Below are 15477 nucleotides of genomic sequence, written 5' to 3'. Positions count from 1 at the left end.
CGACTCTCGCGGGCAGTCCCAGATGAGGCACCGAACCACTTTCGTCGGCACCTGAGATGAGTCCCGTCGCGGGGTTGACCTTCAGAGGAGGGGGGTGGCACACTAATGTCGCCGCCGCATCAAGGTGCGGACAGGAAGTTAACGCCGGTGCGCCTGTGACGTCATAGGGCCCGGCGTTCGCGCTACCTCCTGGGATGAATCGTCTCGATTCGCACGTGCGGTTCGAGCAGCGCCCATGCCGTAGTTTTACCCATGCAGGCATCGCCGTAAGCTCCCAGAACCTGATCCGGCACCCACAGCATGGGTTGTTGGGTCCCATACTCGTGCCGAAGTTTGAAGTCAGCGCTAACCATCCCGCTCTTACGGGCAACAGCGAAAACCGCTCGGTCTTTGTCATCTTGCTTCTGCTGCCGACGCTCCAGGACTAGTTCGTCTACGCCGTAGCCTCCCGACAAAATGGTCATCAGCGTCATAAGCGCCTGTTGACGCGCCGACTCTTCACGCACACCCTCAGCAAGGGGACGCGCCGCGACAATCAAGTGGCCTCCGCCGTGGGAACTGATTATGCGGCACGCCTCCTCCTGAACTCGAGGAATGGAATCTCGCCAGTGCAGTTTCCTTCCCCGCACGAGAGCCATCAGCTCGGAGGCAAGATCAGGGGCGGCATCATCACGAATATAAGCACCCAAGAGATATGTTGGCTCCCGCACGCCTCTTCTGCGGATGCTCTCATCGCCGTACGCCACCTTCGCCATGGGCAAATAGTAGCTATGCCCTCAGACACTAACCGTGTCTGAGTCGCGATCACGAAGCCTGCGTTAACCGGCCACCCGTTCATAGACGTGCGGCTCCAGGGCGCGCATCTGGTCCTCTATGGCGCGGGCCAGCAGCGGCTCGTCCAGGCGCAGGCCGAGCTCGACGTTCCGCTCCTCCGCGGAGCGCGACATATTCGCGCTCGTGACCACCACGATCTGGTGATCCACCACCACGAACTTGGCGTGATTTCGCGGCCGCTTCCCGTCCTCACCGGCCCGCGTCCGCATCACCACGGCGCCCTTCAGCTCGCGCGCGACCTGCGCGGTGGTGGGCACCCAGGGCTTGGGCTCGGCGTCGGCCACGTCGGTGTCCAGGTACAGGCGCACACTCACCTCCGGCCGCGCCGCCACCTCCTTCAGCGCCTCCCACAGCGCCGAGGAGCGCGCAATGTTGTAGGTGGAGCAGGTGACCGCCCCGTAGGCCCGCGTCACCAGCTCGTGGATCAGCCCGGTCAGGTGCCCCGTCACCCCAAAAGCGCCAGGCCCGCCGGGAACCGTCCACACCGGGGTGACGGAGGTCGGGTGCGCCAGCGCGCCCTCGATGGCGCGCAGCACCGCCGCGGTCCGTTCCCGCTCCAACGTGCCGAGCCCGGCCCTCCCCATCAGCTCCCGCACTCGGCGTCGCCGCGACGCCTCCACGGCTCCGAGCGCCTGTGTCAGGGTCTCCCCCGCCTCCAAACTGGCGGCGACGGCCCGCGCCTGGGCCCCGCTCAGGACCGACCCAAGCTCGACGACGGCGTCCCGCCGCCCCGCCTCGCCCTCCTGCCCGGCGTACCGGCCGCTCCCGCCGGCCTCGTCGGCACCGTTCACCGCGGGTCCTCGAAGAAGGCCAGCTCACGCCAAGCCCCGGGCAGCGGCACTACCAGGCGCCGGTCGAGGAAGCGGTTGGCCCGCTCGCAGGAGGTCTCCGAGGCCATGACGCAGCAGTGGCAGGCGGCACCGTGCAGAAAGTCCTCGGGGTCCTCCGGCACGCGCCTGGCGCACACCGGATCGGAGGAGCAGCGCATGAGCCCGCGCAGGGCGGCGTCGAGAATCTCCCCCAGCCGCGCCGGGTCGCTCAACGCCACCAGCCCGCCGAGCGTACCGTCGGAGTCGGAGGCCGTGGTGGTGATGAGCATGCCCGCAGCGGCGGGCCGCTCCCCCTCCGGCTTCCAGGCGTACAGGCGTTCACTGAGGCTGGCGGCCCCGTAGCCGGAGTGCATGGACATCTGCCGCATGAGCGCGTGCGCGAGCGTATGCACCAACCAGTAGCGGGCCGGCTGCATGCGCTCCAGGTGGTCCATCTCCTTGGCGGTCTCGGAGTAGCGGCGCTCGAAATTGCGCTTGTGCGCGGCCACGTACCGCTCCCACAATTCGCTGGCCTCCACCCGCTGCTCCCAGGCGGACACCCGCGCCTCATCCAGTTGCAGGAACACGCCCTCGCCGCGGTCCTCGGTTGCCGGCACCCAGGCCGGGCGCCCGCCACGGCACAGGGGCACCAGTCGGGAGCCGGAGTCGTCGATGCGGTCGAAGTCGTCGATTCGGGTGAAGCCCAGCAGTGCGTTGACCTTGCGGAGCCGGTCGACGGCGAGCACCCGCCCCACACCGGGAACCGGGCCGCGCTCACCCACGGGCAGGGCCCGCGGGGAGACGGTCAGCCCGCTGCGCTTGTCGGCGTGCCGCTCCTCGGGCGGGTCCTGCTCCAGGTAGCGCCATTCCGGCACCAGCAGGTCGGTGGGATTCCAGCGACGACGGCGCTCCTCCCGCTCCGCCTCGGACTCCTGCGGCCCCAGCGCGGCGGCGACCACGTCGCCGAGCGCCGCGTCGTCAAGCTCCACCAGCCGCCCGGTTGAGGGATTCTGCTTCAGTGCAATACGCAGCATCTTCAGGTTGCCGCTGACAGCGGCAAGGTCCTCCCCCAGCGCCGCCCGGAGCTGGTTCGCGTCATCCTTCAGCTGGGCGGCCGGATCGAGGCGGGGCATGTCGATGATCGCCTGGGTGACGGGGAACCAGAGGTTCGAGGCGCCCACCAGCATCAGCCGCGTCTCCTGCGTGCAACCACCCTTGATGAAGGCGTCCACATGCGGCAGGCGGCCACGGCACTTGGGCAGGTGGGTGCGGCCGACCTCTCCCTGCGCCTGGTTCATGGGGCGCCGCGCCCCACATGAGCGGCACTTGACGGTGGCGCTGGCACCGCGGGAGGCGCCGGTGTCGGTCATCTCCAGCACCGGGACCGTGGCCTTGGGGCACTTGCGGCCCTGGTGCACCCACCAGTCGTAGGGGAACTCGTCCAGGTGCCCGTCGGGGCAGGCCAGCAGGTAGCGGGCGGGCACGCACGGGCTGGTGCGGTTCCTGCGGGTCCCACCCGCCTTGCCCCGAGCCCCACGGCCGGTCTTCGCTACCCTCCCCGGGCAGCCGACATGCTGCACAACCGCCTCGTCGGGCCGGTAGGGGTGAGTGTTGACGTAACCGTCGGTGCTACGCGTGAAGAACTCCAGCGGGGCCAGCAGGTCGCAGCCGGTGCAGCGCAGCCACTGGGGGAAGATGCGCGCGGGCACGCCCAGGTCGCTGCCCTCCTGGGAGAACGCGTTCTCGGTCGGCTGGTGGGGGAAGGGCCGCAGCCCGTTCACCTGCGGGCCGAGTTGCAGCTGCACGCTCTCCAGCAGCCGGGGCGCGTGAATCTCCGGCACCGGCCCCTGGCGGCGTGCCCAGATGCGCTCCCAGTCGTCCAGGCCGCTGGGCATGATGGTGAAGTGGGGCAGGTCGATGATGGCGCCCGGCCCGTAGGTGTACAGCAGGCTGGAGGGCCGGGCGGAACCTACCTTGGCGTAGTTCTTCCGCCCCTGCTTCTCGGCGAGCGCTTCGGCGTCGTCGAGGGGGCTGGTGCCGCCGCCGACGGCGATCAGTTCACTGGTGCTCATGCTTCCTCCCCTGCGCTCGGGGCCGACTCGTCACTGTGCCCGCGGTCTGCGTCAGCGCCGGGCTCCTGCGCCTGCCAGGCGGGGGCGTCCTCCGGCGGCCTCCAGGCCAGGCGCTGTGGGTCGGGCGAGACGAGCAGGTTGATCTCGGGCTGCACCTCCCGCATGGAGTTGGCGACGACGAGTACCGGCCCGTCCCCGCCCACGGTGCGGGCCGCGCCCGCCTCGGGCCCCATGATGAGTGCCGCCTGCTTGGCGGGGTCCTTCACCCGCTCATAGCTCAGGTGCCTGCCGTCGCCCAGCGTCTGTTCGGCCCGCTTCACCCAGGCTTCGATGCGCCCCTGCAGCCGGTCGCGGGCGTAGCGGGTGGCGGCGTCCCCGGCCGCTGAGTTCTCAATGCGGGCGACGACGGCGTGGGCCACCTGCTCCAGCACCGCCTGCTGCCGGGGTGCGTTCCCGGCGCCCCGCTCGGGGTTCAGGCTGCCTTCGGTCACGGCGGCCTGCAGCACGCGGGCGCTGGCGACGAGTACGCCGTCGAGCCCCCGTTCCAGGGAGGTGACGGAGAAGGGGGTGACGGACAGGGGCTCCACGCGCCGGTAGAAGGTGTCGTGGAAGTGGCGGAACTGCTCGTAGTGGGCCAGGTCCCGTGGGCGCGCCCAGTTACCGACGGTGACCACCAGGCCCGGCCGCCCGGCGTCGCGGCCGACGCGGGAGGAGGCCTGAATGTACTCGGCGGTGTTCTTGGGCTGGCCGACGATCAGCATCAGGCCCAGCCGGGTGACGTCCACGCCCACCTGCAGCATGGAGGTGGCCAGCACGGCGTCGAAGGGGTTGTGCGGGCGCGGGGTCGGCGCGTTTCTGCTGGCAGCGGCAGCGGCGGCCCTGGCCTCCCGGTACGCGGCGCGCGCCCGGGTGGAGTCGACGGCGGGGTCGAAGCCGACGGCCATCTCATCCAGGGTGCTGGTGATCTCGGTGGAGGCGATGCGGCTGGTGAGCTCACCGAGGTTGAGGGCCCCGTATGCCGTGCCCCTGCGCCGCGGCAGCCCGGAGCCGCGAATGCCCTTGGCCAGGGCGGTCTGGATGTCGTCCTGCATGTAGCGGGCCATGCCAGCCAGCTCCCGGGTGGCGGAGAAGTAGCCGACGAGCGTCATGTAGGGGTCGGCCTCCTCCCCGCCCTCATCGAGCAGCAGCTGGCCGCCGGCCATGAGGACCTGGGCGATCTGGATCTCGGCGTTGGTCAGGCGCACGCCGGTGGCCGACAGCCCCACATAGCGCCGCCCCGGGTGCTCGCGGTCGGGTGTGATCTCCTTGGAGAAGAAGGTGTCGGCGGCGTCGAGGACCTGCGGCGGGAACACGGTGATAAAGCGCCCGTAGAGGGCGCGCACCTGGTCGACGGCGCGGCGCACGGTGGCCGAGGAGGCGACGATGAGGGGCTTGACCTCACGTGGTGCGCCGTCGGGGTCGTACATGCGCCAGGTGGTCAGGGCGTCGACGGCGACCTCGAAGAGCCCCACGGTGGTGCCGAGCGCCCCGGTGATCAGGTGCAGCTCATCCTGGATGATCAGGTCCGGTGGGCGCAGGCGGGTGGCCGGGCGTATCCGGGCGGCGGGCAGGCCGCCCTTGGCGGGGTGGGACTCCTTGGCCTCGCAGCCCGGGTAGTCGCTGTTTCCGGCGTCGTCGAGCGCGGGCACGTAGCCGTGGCGCTCGCAGTAGCGGGCGACGTGCCCGAACAGGGAGGCGGCCTGGCCCTCGCGGGCCAGCCGGGCGAACTTGTCGACGGTGGCGATCACGAAGGCGGGCACCAGCCGGTAGATCTCCTCGTCGGTGGTGAGCACCGGAATGCCCTCGTCCACCTGGCCGCCCGGGGAGAAGGGGCAGTCGCCGAATTCGTCGGGGCAGTACACGAGGACGCGGCCGCGCGCCTCGTCGACTTCGACGTCGTTGTGGCCGAGGGGCCGCCCGCACCAGGGGCAGTGGCCGAGCTGCAGGGCGGAGAAGCGGTAGCCGGCGCCGGCGTGCTGGCTGCGCAGTCGGGTGAGTTCCTTGGCGGCCTCCTCCACCCGCTTGGGGGAGACGGCGGTGCCGACCCACAGCCCGATGCGGAAGGGCTCCTCGCCCCAGGTGGCGGGGTCCTCGCGGCGGGCCAGTTCGGCGGCGCACACGAGGGTGGTGGCGCGCTGGAACTGCTGGGAGGTGAGCAGCCGCAGGGTGTAGCGCATGAGCACAGTAACGCCGGCGGAGCCGTCAACCGCGCCGTCGGGGCCGGTGATGCGCCCCTGGCGGCGGCGGATGGCGAAGGCGTAGGCGGCCAGGCCCAGGTAGGCCTCGGTCTTGCCGCCGCCGGTGGGGAAGAACAGCAGCTCTACCTTCGCCCGGTCCGCCCCCGAGCGGCGAGGGGTGGTGGGGTCAGTCAGGGCGCGGATCTGCATGAGCACGAAGGCCAGCTGGAAGACGCGCCAGTGGTGGGGGAACGTGCCCGCGCGCACCTGCTGCTCGGCCTGGGCGGGGGTGAGGCTGGGGTTGGTCTGGCGGGCGGCGGCGATCTGGGAGTGCACGCGCTGGTCGGCCATGACCCGGTTCATGAAGGCGAAGCAGCGGCGGGCCTCGGGGTCGGCCAGGAGGAAGTCGACGCCGTCGGCGAGCTGGTCGCGCACCTGCCGGGCCTCGTCCACCACTTCGGCGGCGGTCTCTCGCAGGTAGGCGGGCAGGGCGGGGATGTGCGCCTGCTGGTCGTCGAGCCAGTTGGTGTAGGCGGCCACGATGGGGCGCAGGCCGGCCTCCAGTTCGGCGGGGGTGGCGACGGCGAGGGACTGCATGTCCAGCAGCGCCCCGGGCACGTCGGCGGCCCGGGTCTGTGGGGTCTCGGCGGTGGGCATCCACTCGGTGCACACGTGGGTGGCGCGGCGCGCGCCGGGGGCGGCGGTCCAGTCGGCGGAGCAGGTGCGGCCGACGGCGAATTCGAGCCGGTCCCGGTACTGCAGTTCGAGGCGGGCCTCCTCGGGGTCGCCGGGCAGGTGGGGGTCCTCGGTGGTGTCGTGGACGGGCAGGAAGACGGCCTGCCCCTCGGCGGCGCCTGCGGGGGTGACGTCGAGGCGGGTCTGGAAGAGCCAGGCGTCGACGGGGATGCGGCGCGGGGTCTCACGGTCGTTGCACAGGGCGATCTCCACCAGGCGCCGGTGCGTGGTTGCGTCCAGGTGGGTGTCGACGCGCAGGGTCACCTGGTCCTGCAGCGGGTAGTCGGTGGTGGCGCCGTCGCCCTGCCCGAGGGGGACGCGCACGGGGATGGAGATGTCGGTGCGGCGGAAGTGGCGCTCCTCGCCGCCGGAGGGGAGGGTACGGCCGGTCTTCTCGGGGTGGTAGACGCCCCAGGAGGCGTGCACGGTGACGGCCTCCAGGTCGTCGAGGACCTGGAAGCGCAGTCCCATGGAGGCGGGGATCATGAGGCCGCGGCGCACGGGCTCGTCGTCGCGGTCGCCGCCGGTGTCCTCATCCCCGTCCGGGCTGGACTCGTCGACGCTGGATACCGGTACGCCGGTGGAGGCGCGGGCGTCGAGGTCGTCGCCCAGGTAGGCGGTGGAGGCCCCGGCGTCCGGGTCGGTGTCAAGGCCCGCGTCTGAGGCGAGGTCGGCGGCCTCGCTGGTGGGCGGCTCGGTGGCCTGGCCGCCGGTGTCGTCCAGGCGGGTGGGGGCGATGCGGCCGATGAGGTAGCGGCCGTCCGGGGCGACGGGCAGCAGTTCGTCATCGCCGCCGATGGGGCCGAGCAGTTGGCGGCGCAGGATGTCGGTGAGGTTCTCACGGGCCGCCCAGGAGCCCGAGCCGTAGGGCTCCACCGGCTCGTAGACGGGGCCGTTGCTGGGTGCTTCGGAGCCGTCGAGGCGGCGAGGAACACCCGCATCGGGCGAGGCTGCGCCGGGAGAAGCTGCGTGGGTGGTGTCGGCGCTTGCGGCCCTGGGGGCGACGCCTTCGGGGGCACGGGAGGCTGGCCGGGGTGAGTTTGTGGGCTCGGGCATTAGAACATCTCCTCCTGTCCGGCGGCGGGCCTGCGGCCGCGGCGGGTGCGGGCGGTGGTGGCAGCGGACCCGGCGTTAGCGGAGCGGGTGGGCTTCTTGTTGGGCTGGGCAGACTTGGCGGCGGCCTCGGCGGCGGCACGGCGGTGGTTCTCCTCCAGGAGCCGGTCGAGGACTTCGACGCGGGTGGCCGGCGGGATGGTCCAGCGGGTCATCTGCCGGTAGGTGTGGAAGCCGTGGGTGAGGTCCAGGTCGTCCCAGCCGTAGGCGGCCGCGACGGCCGCGTCGAGTTCCACGTGGATGACGCGCATGCGGTCCACATCCGCGTCCTGCCCGGATGCGAGCTCGGGGTCGTTCACCAGGTTGTACAGCTTGGTCAGGCCGAGCCCGCGGCGCAGCATGATCTCCCGGCGTTCGGCGTCCAGGGTGCGGCCAATGGCATCGAGCGCGGGCGTGGGCGCGGGGCGTGGGAAGGTAAGGAACGCGTCTGACGGAGAATAGTTCACCCGCGTTTCAAGAGTTGAGGAGTACGTGACAGCCCAACACCAATGGATATCGGAAGACAGGATCGCCTGTTCACCAATATCTGCGGTAGCAAATACTGCGAGGCGGTGACTAAACACCTGTCCGGTGGGAACACGGACCGGCATAACGGTCTTGCTCACCAGAGCGAGCACCAGCACCTCGTCGAGCCCGGCGACCTCCTCTTTCCACGCCAGTCCCTTATGCGCAAATTGCCACCAGTAAACTCTGTACGCTCGCTGGTTCTTCCGCAGACGTTCTGGTTTCACCTGCGTCACAACACGTTGGAATGGAAGTTCGTAACTGGCGGCAGATTGCTCACTTCGATCACCAAAGTCAATGACCCAGCGCGAGGGTGAGCAGTCGGAGCGGGAGTTGAGGTCCTCACCGTTGAGGTAGGGGAAGAGCACCTCGGCATTGCGCGGGTCCTCTGCGATCCAGGCCTGGGCCTCCTCCTGCTCCAGAATGAAGCCCTTGCCGAGCACGACGCAGCCTTGGAAGGCGATGCTGGCGTTCTCGGCGAGCCGCTGCGGCTTCCCCTCCACACGTCCGGCGGGTTCGAGCAGGGTGCTGAGCCGCGGCACCGGCACATCCCGCTCCCCGCATGCCACCGCCCGCACCTGCGGATCGACTTTGGCGCGAGTGCCCCAGACGGCGGCGTACTCCAGGTTGGCGCTGTTGGATGGCCAGGAGCGTGACTGTACCGCCCGGGTAATGGTGAAGCCCGTGGCCACCATCCGGTCGAGGCCGACCTCCCGGGTGTCACCCTGCGCCACCGTATTGGTGGCGATGAGCGCGAGCGTGCCGCTCGGGTTCAGCAATTCGAAGGCGCGCAGGAAGAAATAGGCGACCTCGTCGGCGTTTCCCGGCGTTCCTCCGGCGAGCACATGCACAAACCAGTCGCGCAGGTTCTGCCCCATCGCGGGGCTGATCTTCTTGGCGCCCAGGAAGGGCGGATTGCCAACCACGGCGTCGAAGCCGCCGCGGGCCGGGGCCTGCGGGAAGACCTCGGGGAAGGCCAGCGGCCAGTGCAGGCAACGCCAGCGCTCGTAGTCCGTCTCCACCGTCGGGGTCAGGCCCTGCTCCAGGATCGCCTCCAGGCCCGCCGGGTCGCCGTCGCCGCCGGGTGGGAAGGCGGCGCTCGCCGCGGCGGCCAGGCGCTGGAAGGCGTCTTCACGGCGTCGGCCGGGCTTGGAGGCCACGTCCGGGTCCAGGCCGGCGGCGATGACTGCGTCGGCCAGGCGGGTGAGCGTGGCCAGCTGCTTCTCATTGGCGCTCTGCTGACGCAGCTTGGTGGTGGTGGAACGGGCGGGATCGGTGTCATTCACCTCGGAGGCGAGCTGGTGGCGGCGGCCGGTGACCTCCGCCAGGATCGCGTCCACATCCATCTCCGGCAGCATCCGGCCGGCGGCGTCCAGGTCGAAGAGCCGGTCCTTCTGCGCCGCGGCCGGGTCGATGTTCAGCGCGCGCAGCTGCTCCAGGTCGGTAATACCGAGCAGGGAGTTGCCGACGAACACCTTGTCATCCACGAAGCTGAAGGGCAGGTTCCGGTCCAGGGACACCAGCCACAGGGAGAGCTTGCACATCTCCACCGCCATGGGGTTGATGTCCACCCCGTACAGGCAGTGCGCCACCACCTGGCGCAGTGCGTGCCGCTCGATCTGTTCCGGCGACTTGTCCGGCGGCGTCGTGCCCTCATGTTCCCAGGCCTCCACCAGCCGGCGGGCCAGGTAGCGGGCCGCCGCCACCAGGAAGGCCCCCGAGCCGCAGGCGATGTCTGCCACGCGCAGGCGCAGGATCGCGTCGGAGGCGATCAGCCGCCACTGGGAGCGGTCCTCGCTCTGGTGCGGGCCCGGCTTGTATACGAGCGGCGCGAGCGCGTGGGCCACCACGTCCTCCGCCAGGGAACGCGGCGTGTAGTGGGCGCCGGCGTCGCGCCGCGAGGGTGTCTCCACCACCAGCAGCTCGCCGGGCAGGATCACCACCGGCCGTCCGCGCAGGTCCCGGCGGATCGCCCCGATCCACGGGCGCAGCCGCCCACGCAGCTCGGCGTCGCGCGTCACCGCGAGCAGGGCCCGCTCGGCGTCCTCCATGGCGTCCCCCGCCGCGAGCGCCTTGGCGAGCGCGGGCTTGGTGCGGGGCTGGGCGGAGGGCTGGTCGGCCTTGATCCAGGCGAGGATGGCGGCGGCGAGATCGGCGTCGTCGGCGTGGGCCTCGGCCAGGTCCTCCAGCACCGCCAGTGGTACCTCCGGCTCCTCACCGTTCTTACCGTCCAGTCCCAGCACCACCTGATCGCTGCGGTGGCAGGAGTAGCCGAGCAGGCCCTCGTAGATGTAGCCGATCTGCTCCACGTCGATATCCCGGAAGGAGACCCGCTGCGCCTCACCGCCGGTGTGGGCGACCTGCACCGACCGCAGCACCTCCAGCATCACCCGGTCGGACACGCGCACCATCAGGGCGCCGTCGGGGCCCGTGGCGGTCAGGAAGCCGAAGCGATCCGGGTCGAACAGGGAGCCGCCGTAGGCGGGCATGCGCACGTCCTCCCAGGTGGCGCCGCCGAACAGGGCGCCGGAGGTGGCCAGCAGGCGGTGCCACACGAAGTAGGTGCCGTCCAGCGACTCCTCCCCCTCCTCGCGGGCCCGCTCATCAAGCTCATCGAGCACCCGTGACAGGCCGTAGCCGCTGCGGTAGAGGTCCTGCGTGGGCAGCAGGCCACGTTCCTCGGCGAACAGCAGGAACACCACCCGCATCATCACGCTCACCACGCCCTCGTACACCTGGTGGGCGTCCGCCGGCAGCGGGTCGGGGCGGCCCTGGCGCACGGCGTCGGCGGCCGACCGGGAGACGGCGGAGACCACCAGCTCCACGGCGCGACGCACCTGCGTGCCCAGGGCCTCGGTGATCTCCTCGGCGGCCAGCACCGAGTCGGCGAACAGGCGAGGCAGGCGCTCCTCCGGCCTGCCGCCCAACAGGCGCCGCACCCCCAGCAGGGTCAGGAAGGCGTCGCGGGTCGCGGGCTCCTCGATCCAGGTCTGGGCGTCCACCACGCCGGAGGCGGTGGTGGCGCCGCGCGGGGCGCTCACCAGGGCCCACCAGCGGCCGTCGGTGACCACGCCGATCGAGCAGGTCGACTCCGGTGCGCGCAACATGGCGTCCATGCGGTCGACCGGGCTGGTGGCCCAGCCGTCGTCGCACACCTCGCGCAGCGAGGCCACCGGGTCCACCACCAGCACCAGCGCGCCCACGGCCGTGCCGGTGGTGCCTGCCGCGTCTGCCGCAGCCATGGCGCCCCCGCCCGTGCCGGCTGCGTCTGCGGTGCCGCGCAGCAGGGCGCCGGTCGGAGTAACCACGACGGGGCTGTCGCCGTCGCCCCGCACCCGGTGGGCCTCGGCCAGGGCGGGGCGGTCGGCGGCGGCCGTATAGTGACCGCCCCAGCCGACCACCTCGGTGAGTACCGTGCTCACCCAGGCGTCACGGGCGGCGCGGTACTCCGGCAGGGCCGCCTGACGGTCCCGCGCCCGATCCCACGCGTCCCAGGCGGCGTCGAAGGCCGACTTGGCGCGGCGCATCGCCTCCTTGCGGGCGTCCTCAAGCGTCGGGACGCCCTGCGGGAACAGGCGCGTCATCACCGGCACGGACAGGAACGGGCCCTCGGTGTCCACCAGCTCCAGCCAGTCGCGGTGCAGCTGCGCGGCGAAGCGAGCTCCCCTCCGGGAGCCGCCCCCACGGCCCGCCCGGGCACCCCCGCCGGAAGCACCCGCGCTACGGCGGGAGGTGCGGGAGCGGCTTCCCCCGGTGGTGTTGCGGCTCATCGGTGTTCCTCCCACTGGTCGGCATCCTGCTCGGACACGGCGAACACCAGCCCCACCGACGCGATGAAGGGCTGCACGTCCTCGTAGCGGCGTGCCACGGCGTCGGCCTCACGCCGCTCCTCGTCATCGAGCGCGGCCAGGCGCTCCGCCATCGCATGCATGTCGCGCTCGCGCTGGCGGCGCTGGTCATCCAGCCAGTCCGCGAGCATGTCCTGGTTGGCCTGCTCCGCCGCATGCATCCGCTCCAACGACTCGGTCAGGTTGGTGCGGAAGGCCGCATAAATGCCGTGTACCCGCTCGGCATCCGCCCGCTGCCGCTCCCGCAGCTGGTCGTCGACGGCGTGCTGCAGCCGCTGCGCGCGCCTGCCCGTCTCCTCCTCAATACGGGTGCGCAGGTGCGCGCCGTCCGCCCGCCACGCCCGGGCCAGGTGCTCGCGCACCGCCGCCGACGCCGCCCGGAGCTCACCCGGGTCAAGCATCCGGTCCAGGACCGCGTTCAGCTTCTCCTCCGCGACGGTGCTGCCGCGCAGCCGCACGCCGGTGACGAACACCTGCTCATGCAGCCGCAGCCCGCCGCGCCCCACCAGCACCAGCCGCGCCACCGACGCCGCATAGGTCTCCTCCAGCCCCGGCATCACCACCGCCGTGACCCGGTTGATCTCCGACTGGGGGCTGAACAGGCGCGCACGCAGAGTCCGGGTCGCCTTGCGCATCAGCGGGTGCCCCAGGTGCACGTGCACGATCCCGGGCAGGGACGCGGAGCGCTCGTCGAAGCTCACCGGGCGGGGCCGGTCCGGGTGCAGCAGCGGCGCCAGGCCCGCCACGGCCTCATCCCATGAGCGGTCCAGCGCCGGCACCCGGAAGGCCGCAAGACCCTCGGGCACGGCGTCGAGCTCCTCCAGGCCGCCGGCCTCCTCCAGCGGCCCGACCGGCTCCAGGCCGGGCTGGTTGGCGAGCCGCAAGGCCGTGTCCACCACGCGTCGCCCGGCCTGCGGCGTCAGATGCATCTGCGCCTTGCGGTTCTCATAGCCGCGCGCCAGGTCCGTCAGGGAGCGGTTGAGCTCCCGGCTGCCCGCCAGGGTCTGATTGACCGCCCGCTGATCCGCCGTCTGCGTCCTGCGGCCGCGTTGCTCACGACCCAGCAGGCGCGCGGTGATCTGACCGTCGACGTCGTCGATCAGCGGGTTGAGCGCGCCCAGGTCCTGGGTCTCGGTGGTGATCTTCTCCGCGAGCCGGTTCAGGAAGTCGAGCTCACCGGAGCAAAGGCCTTGAGAGGCACCCCCCCGGCGCGGAATGAGGTAGGTCACCTCGGGCGTGTGGTGCTGCCCGTAACGGTCAATACGACCGATGCGCTGCTCCAGGCGGGACGGGTTGAAGGGCACGTCGAAGTTCACCAGGCGGTGGCAGTAGGCCTGCAAGTCAATGCCCTCGCCGGCGGCGTCCGTGGCCACCAGCACCCGCACCGGCTCCTGCGTGGGGTCGTCGTTGAAGCGGGCCCTGATCCGCTCGCGCTCCTCCGCCGGGGTCGACCCCTGAATCACCGCCAGCCGGTCCGCGCCGTAACCCTGCGAGCCGAGCACGTCGACGATCCAATCCAGGGTGTCCGCATACTCGGTGAAGACGACGACCCGCTCATTGGTCCAGTGCCTGCCGTCGGGGCGGCAGACGGCGTCGAGCATGGACACCAGCGCCTCCAGCCGGGAGTTCGCCCGCGCCTGATAGCCGCCCGCCCAGTCGGCCAGGTTCTCCAGCTCCGCCTTGGTGGCAGTGCTCAGCGCGTCACCGCTGCGGGTGGCCAGCAGCGTATCCGTCTCGGGCTGCTCAAGGCGGCCCTCCTCCTCATCCGACTGGCCCGACCCCATGACCTCCGCGTAGTAGTCGTCGACGTCGTAGTAGTCCGCGCCCGCCGCCACAGGATCGGTCAAGTAGTTGCCGAGCGTGCGGGCGAAGGCCCACGGGCTGGACAGGAAGCGCTTCTTCAGCAGCAGGGCGGCAATATCCAGGCTGCGCCGCCCCTGCTGGCGTCCCGAGGCGCGCAGCAGCGAGTCCAGCTTGGCGTAGGCATCCTCCTCATCGGCAGCGGCCGCATACTCCACGGAGTTGACCTTGCGGCGCTTGAAGTCGCGGTCCGGCACGTCCGCCTTCAGGCGCCGCACCGTCACCTCATCCAGGGCCCTGCGGTCGATCTCGGCGCCGCGGGCGAAGCGGCGCGGGTCGATCATCTCCAGCAGGGCGGTAAAGGACTCGGTGTAACCGTTGTGCGGCGTGGCGGACAGGAACAGGCGGTGCTCGCACTTCTCGGCCAGGCGGCGCAGCGCCCGAGTGCGCTGGGAGTCCACCGCGTAACCGCGGCCACCGCCAACGGCCGAGGGCGCCGCCGGGGCCACGTGGTGGGCCTCATCCACCACCAGCACGTCGAAGGCGTAGTTGCGGGCACTGCCCGGGCGGCCGGCGTCGTCCAGTACCTCGCGCAGCAGCCGCTGGGCGCGCACGCCCGGCAGCCAGGCCATGGACACGATCACCCGCGGATACAGGCGCAGCGGGTTCGCGGCCAGGCCGTAGGTGCGGCGGTCGGCGGCAATCCGGGCGGAGTCGACGATCACGAACTCCAGGCCGAACTTCTCACGCATCTCATCGCGCCACTTCAGGGCCAGGCTCGGCGGGCACACGATGATGACCGAGCGGGCCCGGTGCCGCAGCAGCAGCTCCTCGATGACCAGGCCGGCCTCAATGGTCTTGCCCAGGCCGACGTCGTCGGCCAGCAGGAGGTTGGTGCGCGGGGCCTCCAGGGCGCGGCGCAGGGGCTCGAGCTGGTAGGGCTCCAGGGTGGCGCCCGAGCGGAAGGGAGCCTGGTAGGCCTTGGCGTCGGCGGAGGTGACCGCGCCCCAGCGCACGGCGTCGACGAAGGCGCCCAAAGTGTCCGGGTCGTCGAAGGAGTCGGCGGAGATCGTCTCCGGCAGGCCGCGGTCCGGAATGATCGAGTTGCCGACCTCCAGCTCCCAGATGACGGTCAGCTCCTCACCCATACGATCCTCGGCCAGCGATTGCAGTGAGACCAGGTGCTCCAGGTCGGTGCGTGAATCGTCGGCGGGGCTGTGGGGCAGGCCCTGCTCGCGCACGTCGGTGACGGCCCAGGTGGCGCCCCGCACCTGCACCACCTGCCCGGGTTCGGGCAGGGCCGGTGTGGCGTCTGTGTTGTAATCCAGGCTGGAGCTTCCAGTCGCGCCCGTGGGCCGGGGTGAAGTGTGCGTAGTCATCGGTGCCTGTTCGTGCGGGAGCGCCCGTTGCCTGTGGCCGGGCGCAAGACGAGCACACTGTAGCCCTAGTCACCATCGTCTCGGGGCGCGCGGACTCATCTCAGGCGACCGAGTCCGTTTCGAGTCCCATGTTCACCGCCCCGGCCTCCGACTGGCATCTCCAGCGG

Annotated in this window: 6 protein-coding genes; all 6 read right to left on the bottom strand. The window is 71.2% G+C overall.

The features are described from left to right. Positions 1-182: 182 nt before the first annotated feature. Positions 183-755, bottom strand: coding sequence for a hypothetical protein (locus BN1056_RS03110; RefSeq protein ID WP_210578969.1), 573 nt, complete (start codon positions 753-755; stop codon positions 183-185). 63 nt (positions 756-818) lie between these two features. Continuing rightward, positions 819-1625 carry a DISARM system phospholipase D-like protein DrmC gene (gene drmC / locus BN1056_RS03105; RefSeq protein ID WP_210578967.1) on the bottom strand — a complete coding sequence of 269 codons (807 nt, stop codon included), beginning with the start codon at positions 1623-1625 and terminating at the stop codon, positions 819-821. Next, on the bottom strand, positions 1622-3715 hold the full coding sequence (drmB, locus tag BN1056_RS03100) for a DUF1998 domain-containing protein (protein WP_210578966.1): 2094 nt from the start codon (positions 3713-3715) through the stop codon (positions 1622-1624). Before drmB ends, drmC begins: the two co-directional genes overlap by 4 nt. Next, complete coding sequence (gene drmA, locus BN1056_RS03095) at positions 3712-7722, bottom strand: DISARM system helicase DrmA (RefSeq protein ID WP_210578964.1); 4011 nt, start codon at positions 7720-7722, stop codon at positions 3712-3714. Before drmA ends, drmB begins: the two co-directional genes overlap by 4 nt. Continuing rightward, positions 7722-12053, bottom strand: a complete 4332-nt coding sequence (locus BN1056_RS03090; protein WP_244671475.1) for an Eco57I restriction-modification methylase domain-containing protein — start codon at positions 12051-12053, stop codon at positions 7722-7724. Before BN1056_RS03090 ends, drmA begins: the two co-directional genes overlap by 1 nt. Next, entirely contained in the window at positions 12050-15310 is a 3261-nt protein-coding gene (drmD, locus tag BN1056_RS03085) for a DISARM system SNF2-like helicase DrmD (RefSeq protein WP_210578962.1), read from the bottom strand. The genes BN1056_RS03090 and drmD overlap by 4 nt, the downstream gene beginning before the upstream one ends. Between the last annotated feature and the right edge of the window lie 167 nt (positions 15311-15477).

The organism is Actinomyces succiniciruminis (assembly GCF_900002405.1).
Classification (GTDB): Bacteria; Actinomycetota; Actinomycetes; order Actinomycetales; family Actinomycetaceae; genus Actinomyces; species Actinomyces succiniciruminis.
This window is presented reverse-complemented; position numbering and strand designations above follow the sequence as displayed.

Excerpts from the sequence above, each read along its gene's own strand:
- drmD (WP_210578962.1), bottom strand. The coding sequence starts at position 15,310 with ATGACTACGCACACTTCACCCCGGCCCACGGGCGCGACTGGAAGCTCC.
- drmA (WP_210578964.1), bottom strand. The coding sequence starts at position 7,722 with ATGCCCGAGCCCACAAACTCACCCCGGCCAGCCTCCCGTGCCCCCGAA.
- BN1056_RS03110 (WP_210578969.1), bottom strand. The coding sequence starts at position 755 with ATGGCGAAGGTGGCGTACGGCGATGAGAGCATCCGCAGAAGAGGCGTG.
- BN1056_RS03090 (WP_244671475.1), bottom strand. The coding sequence starts at position 12,053 with ATGAGCCGCAACACCACCGGGGGAAGCCGCTCCCGCACCTCCCGCCGT.
- drmB (WP_210578966.1), bottom strand. The coding sequence starts at position 3,715 with ATGAGCACCAGTGAACTGATCGCCGTCGGCGGCGGCACCAGCCCCCTC.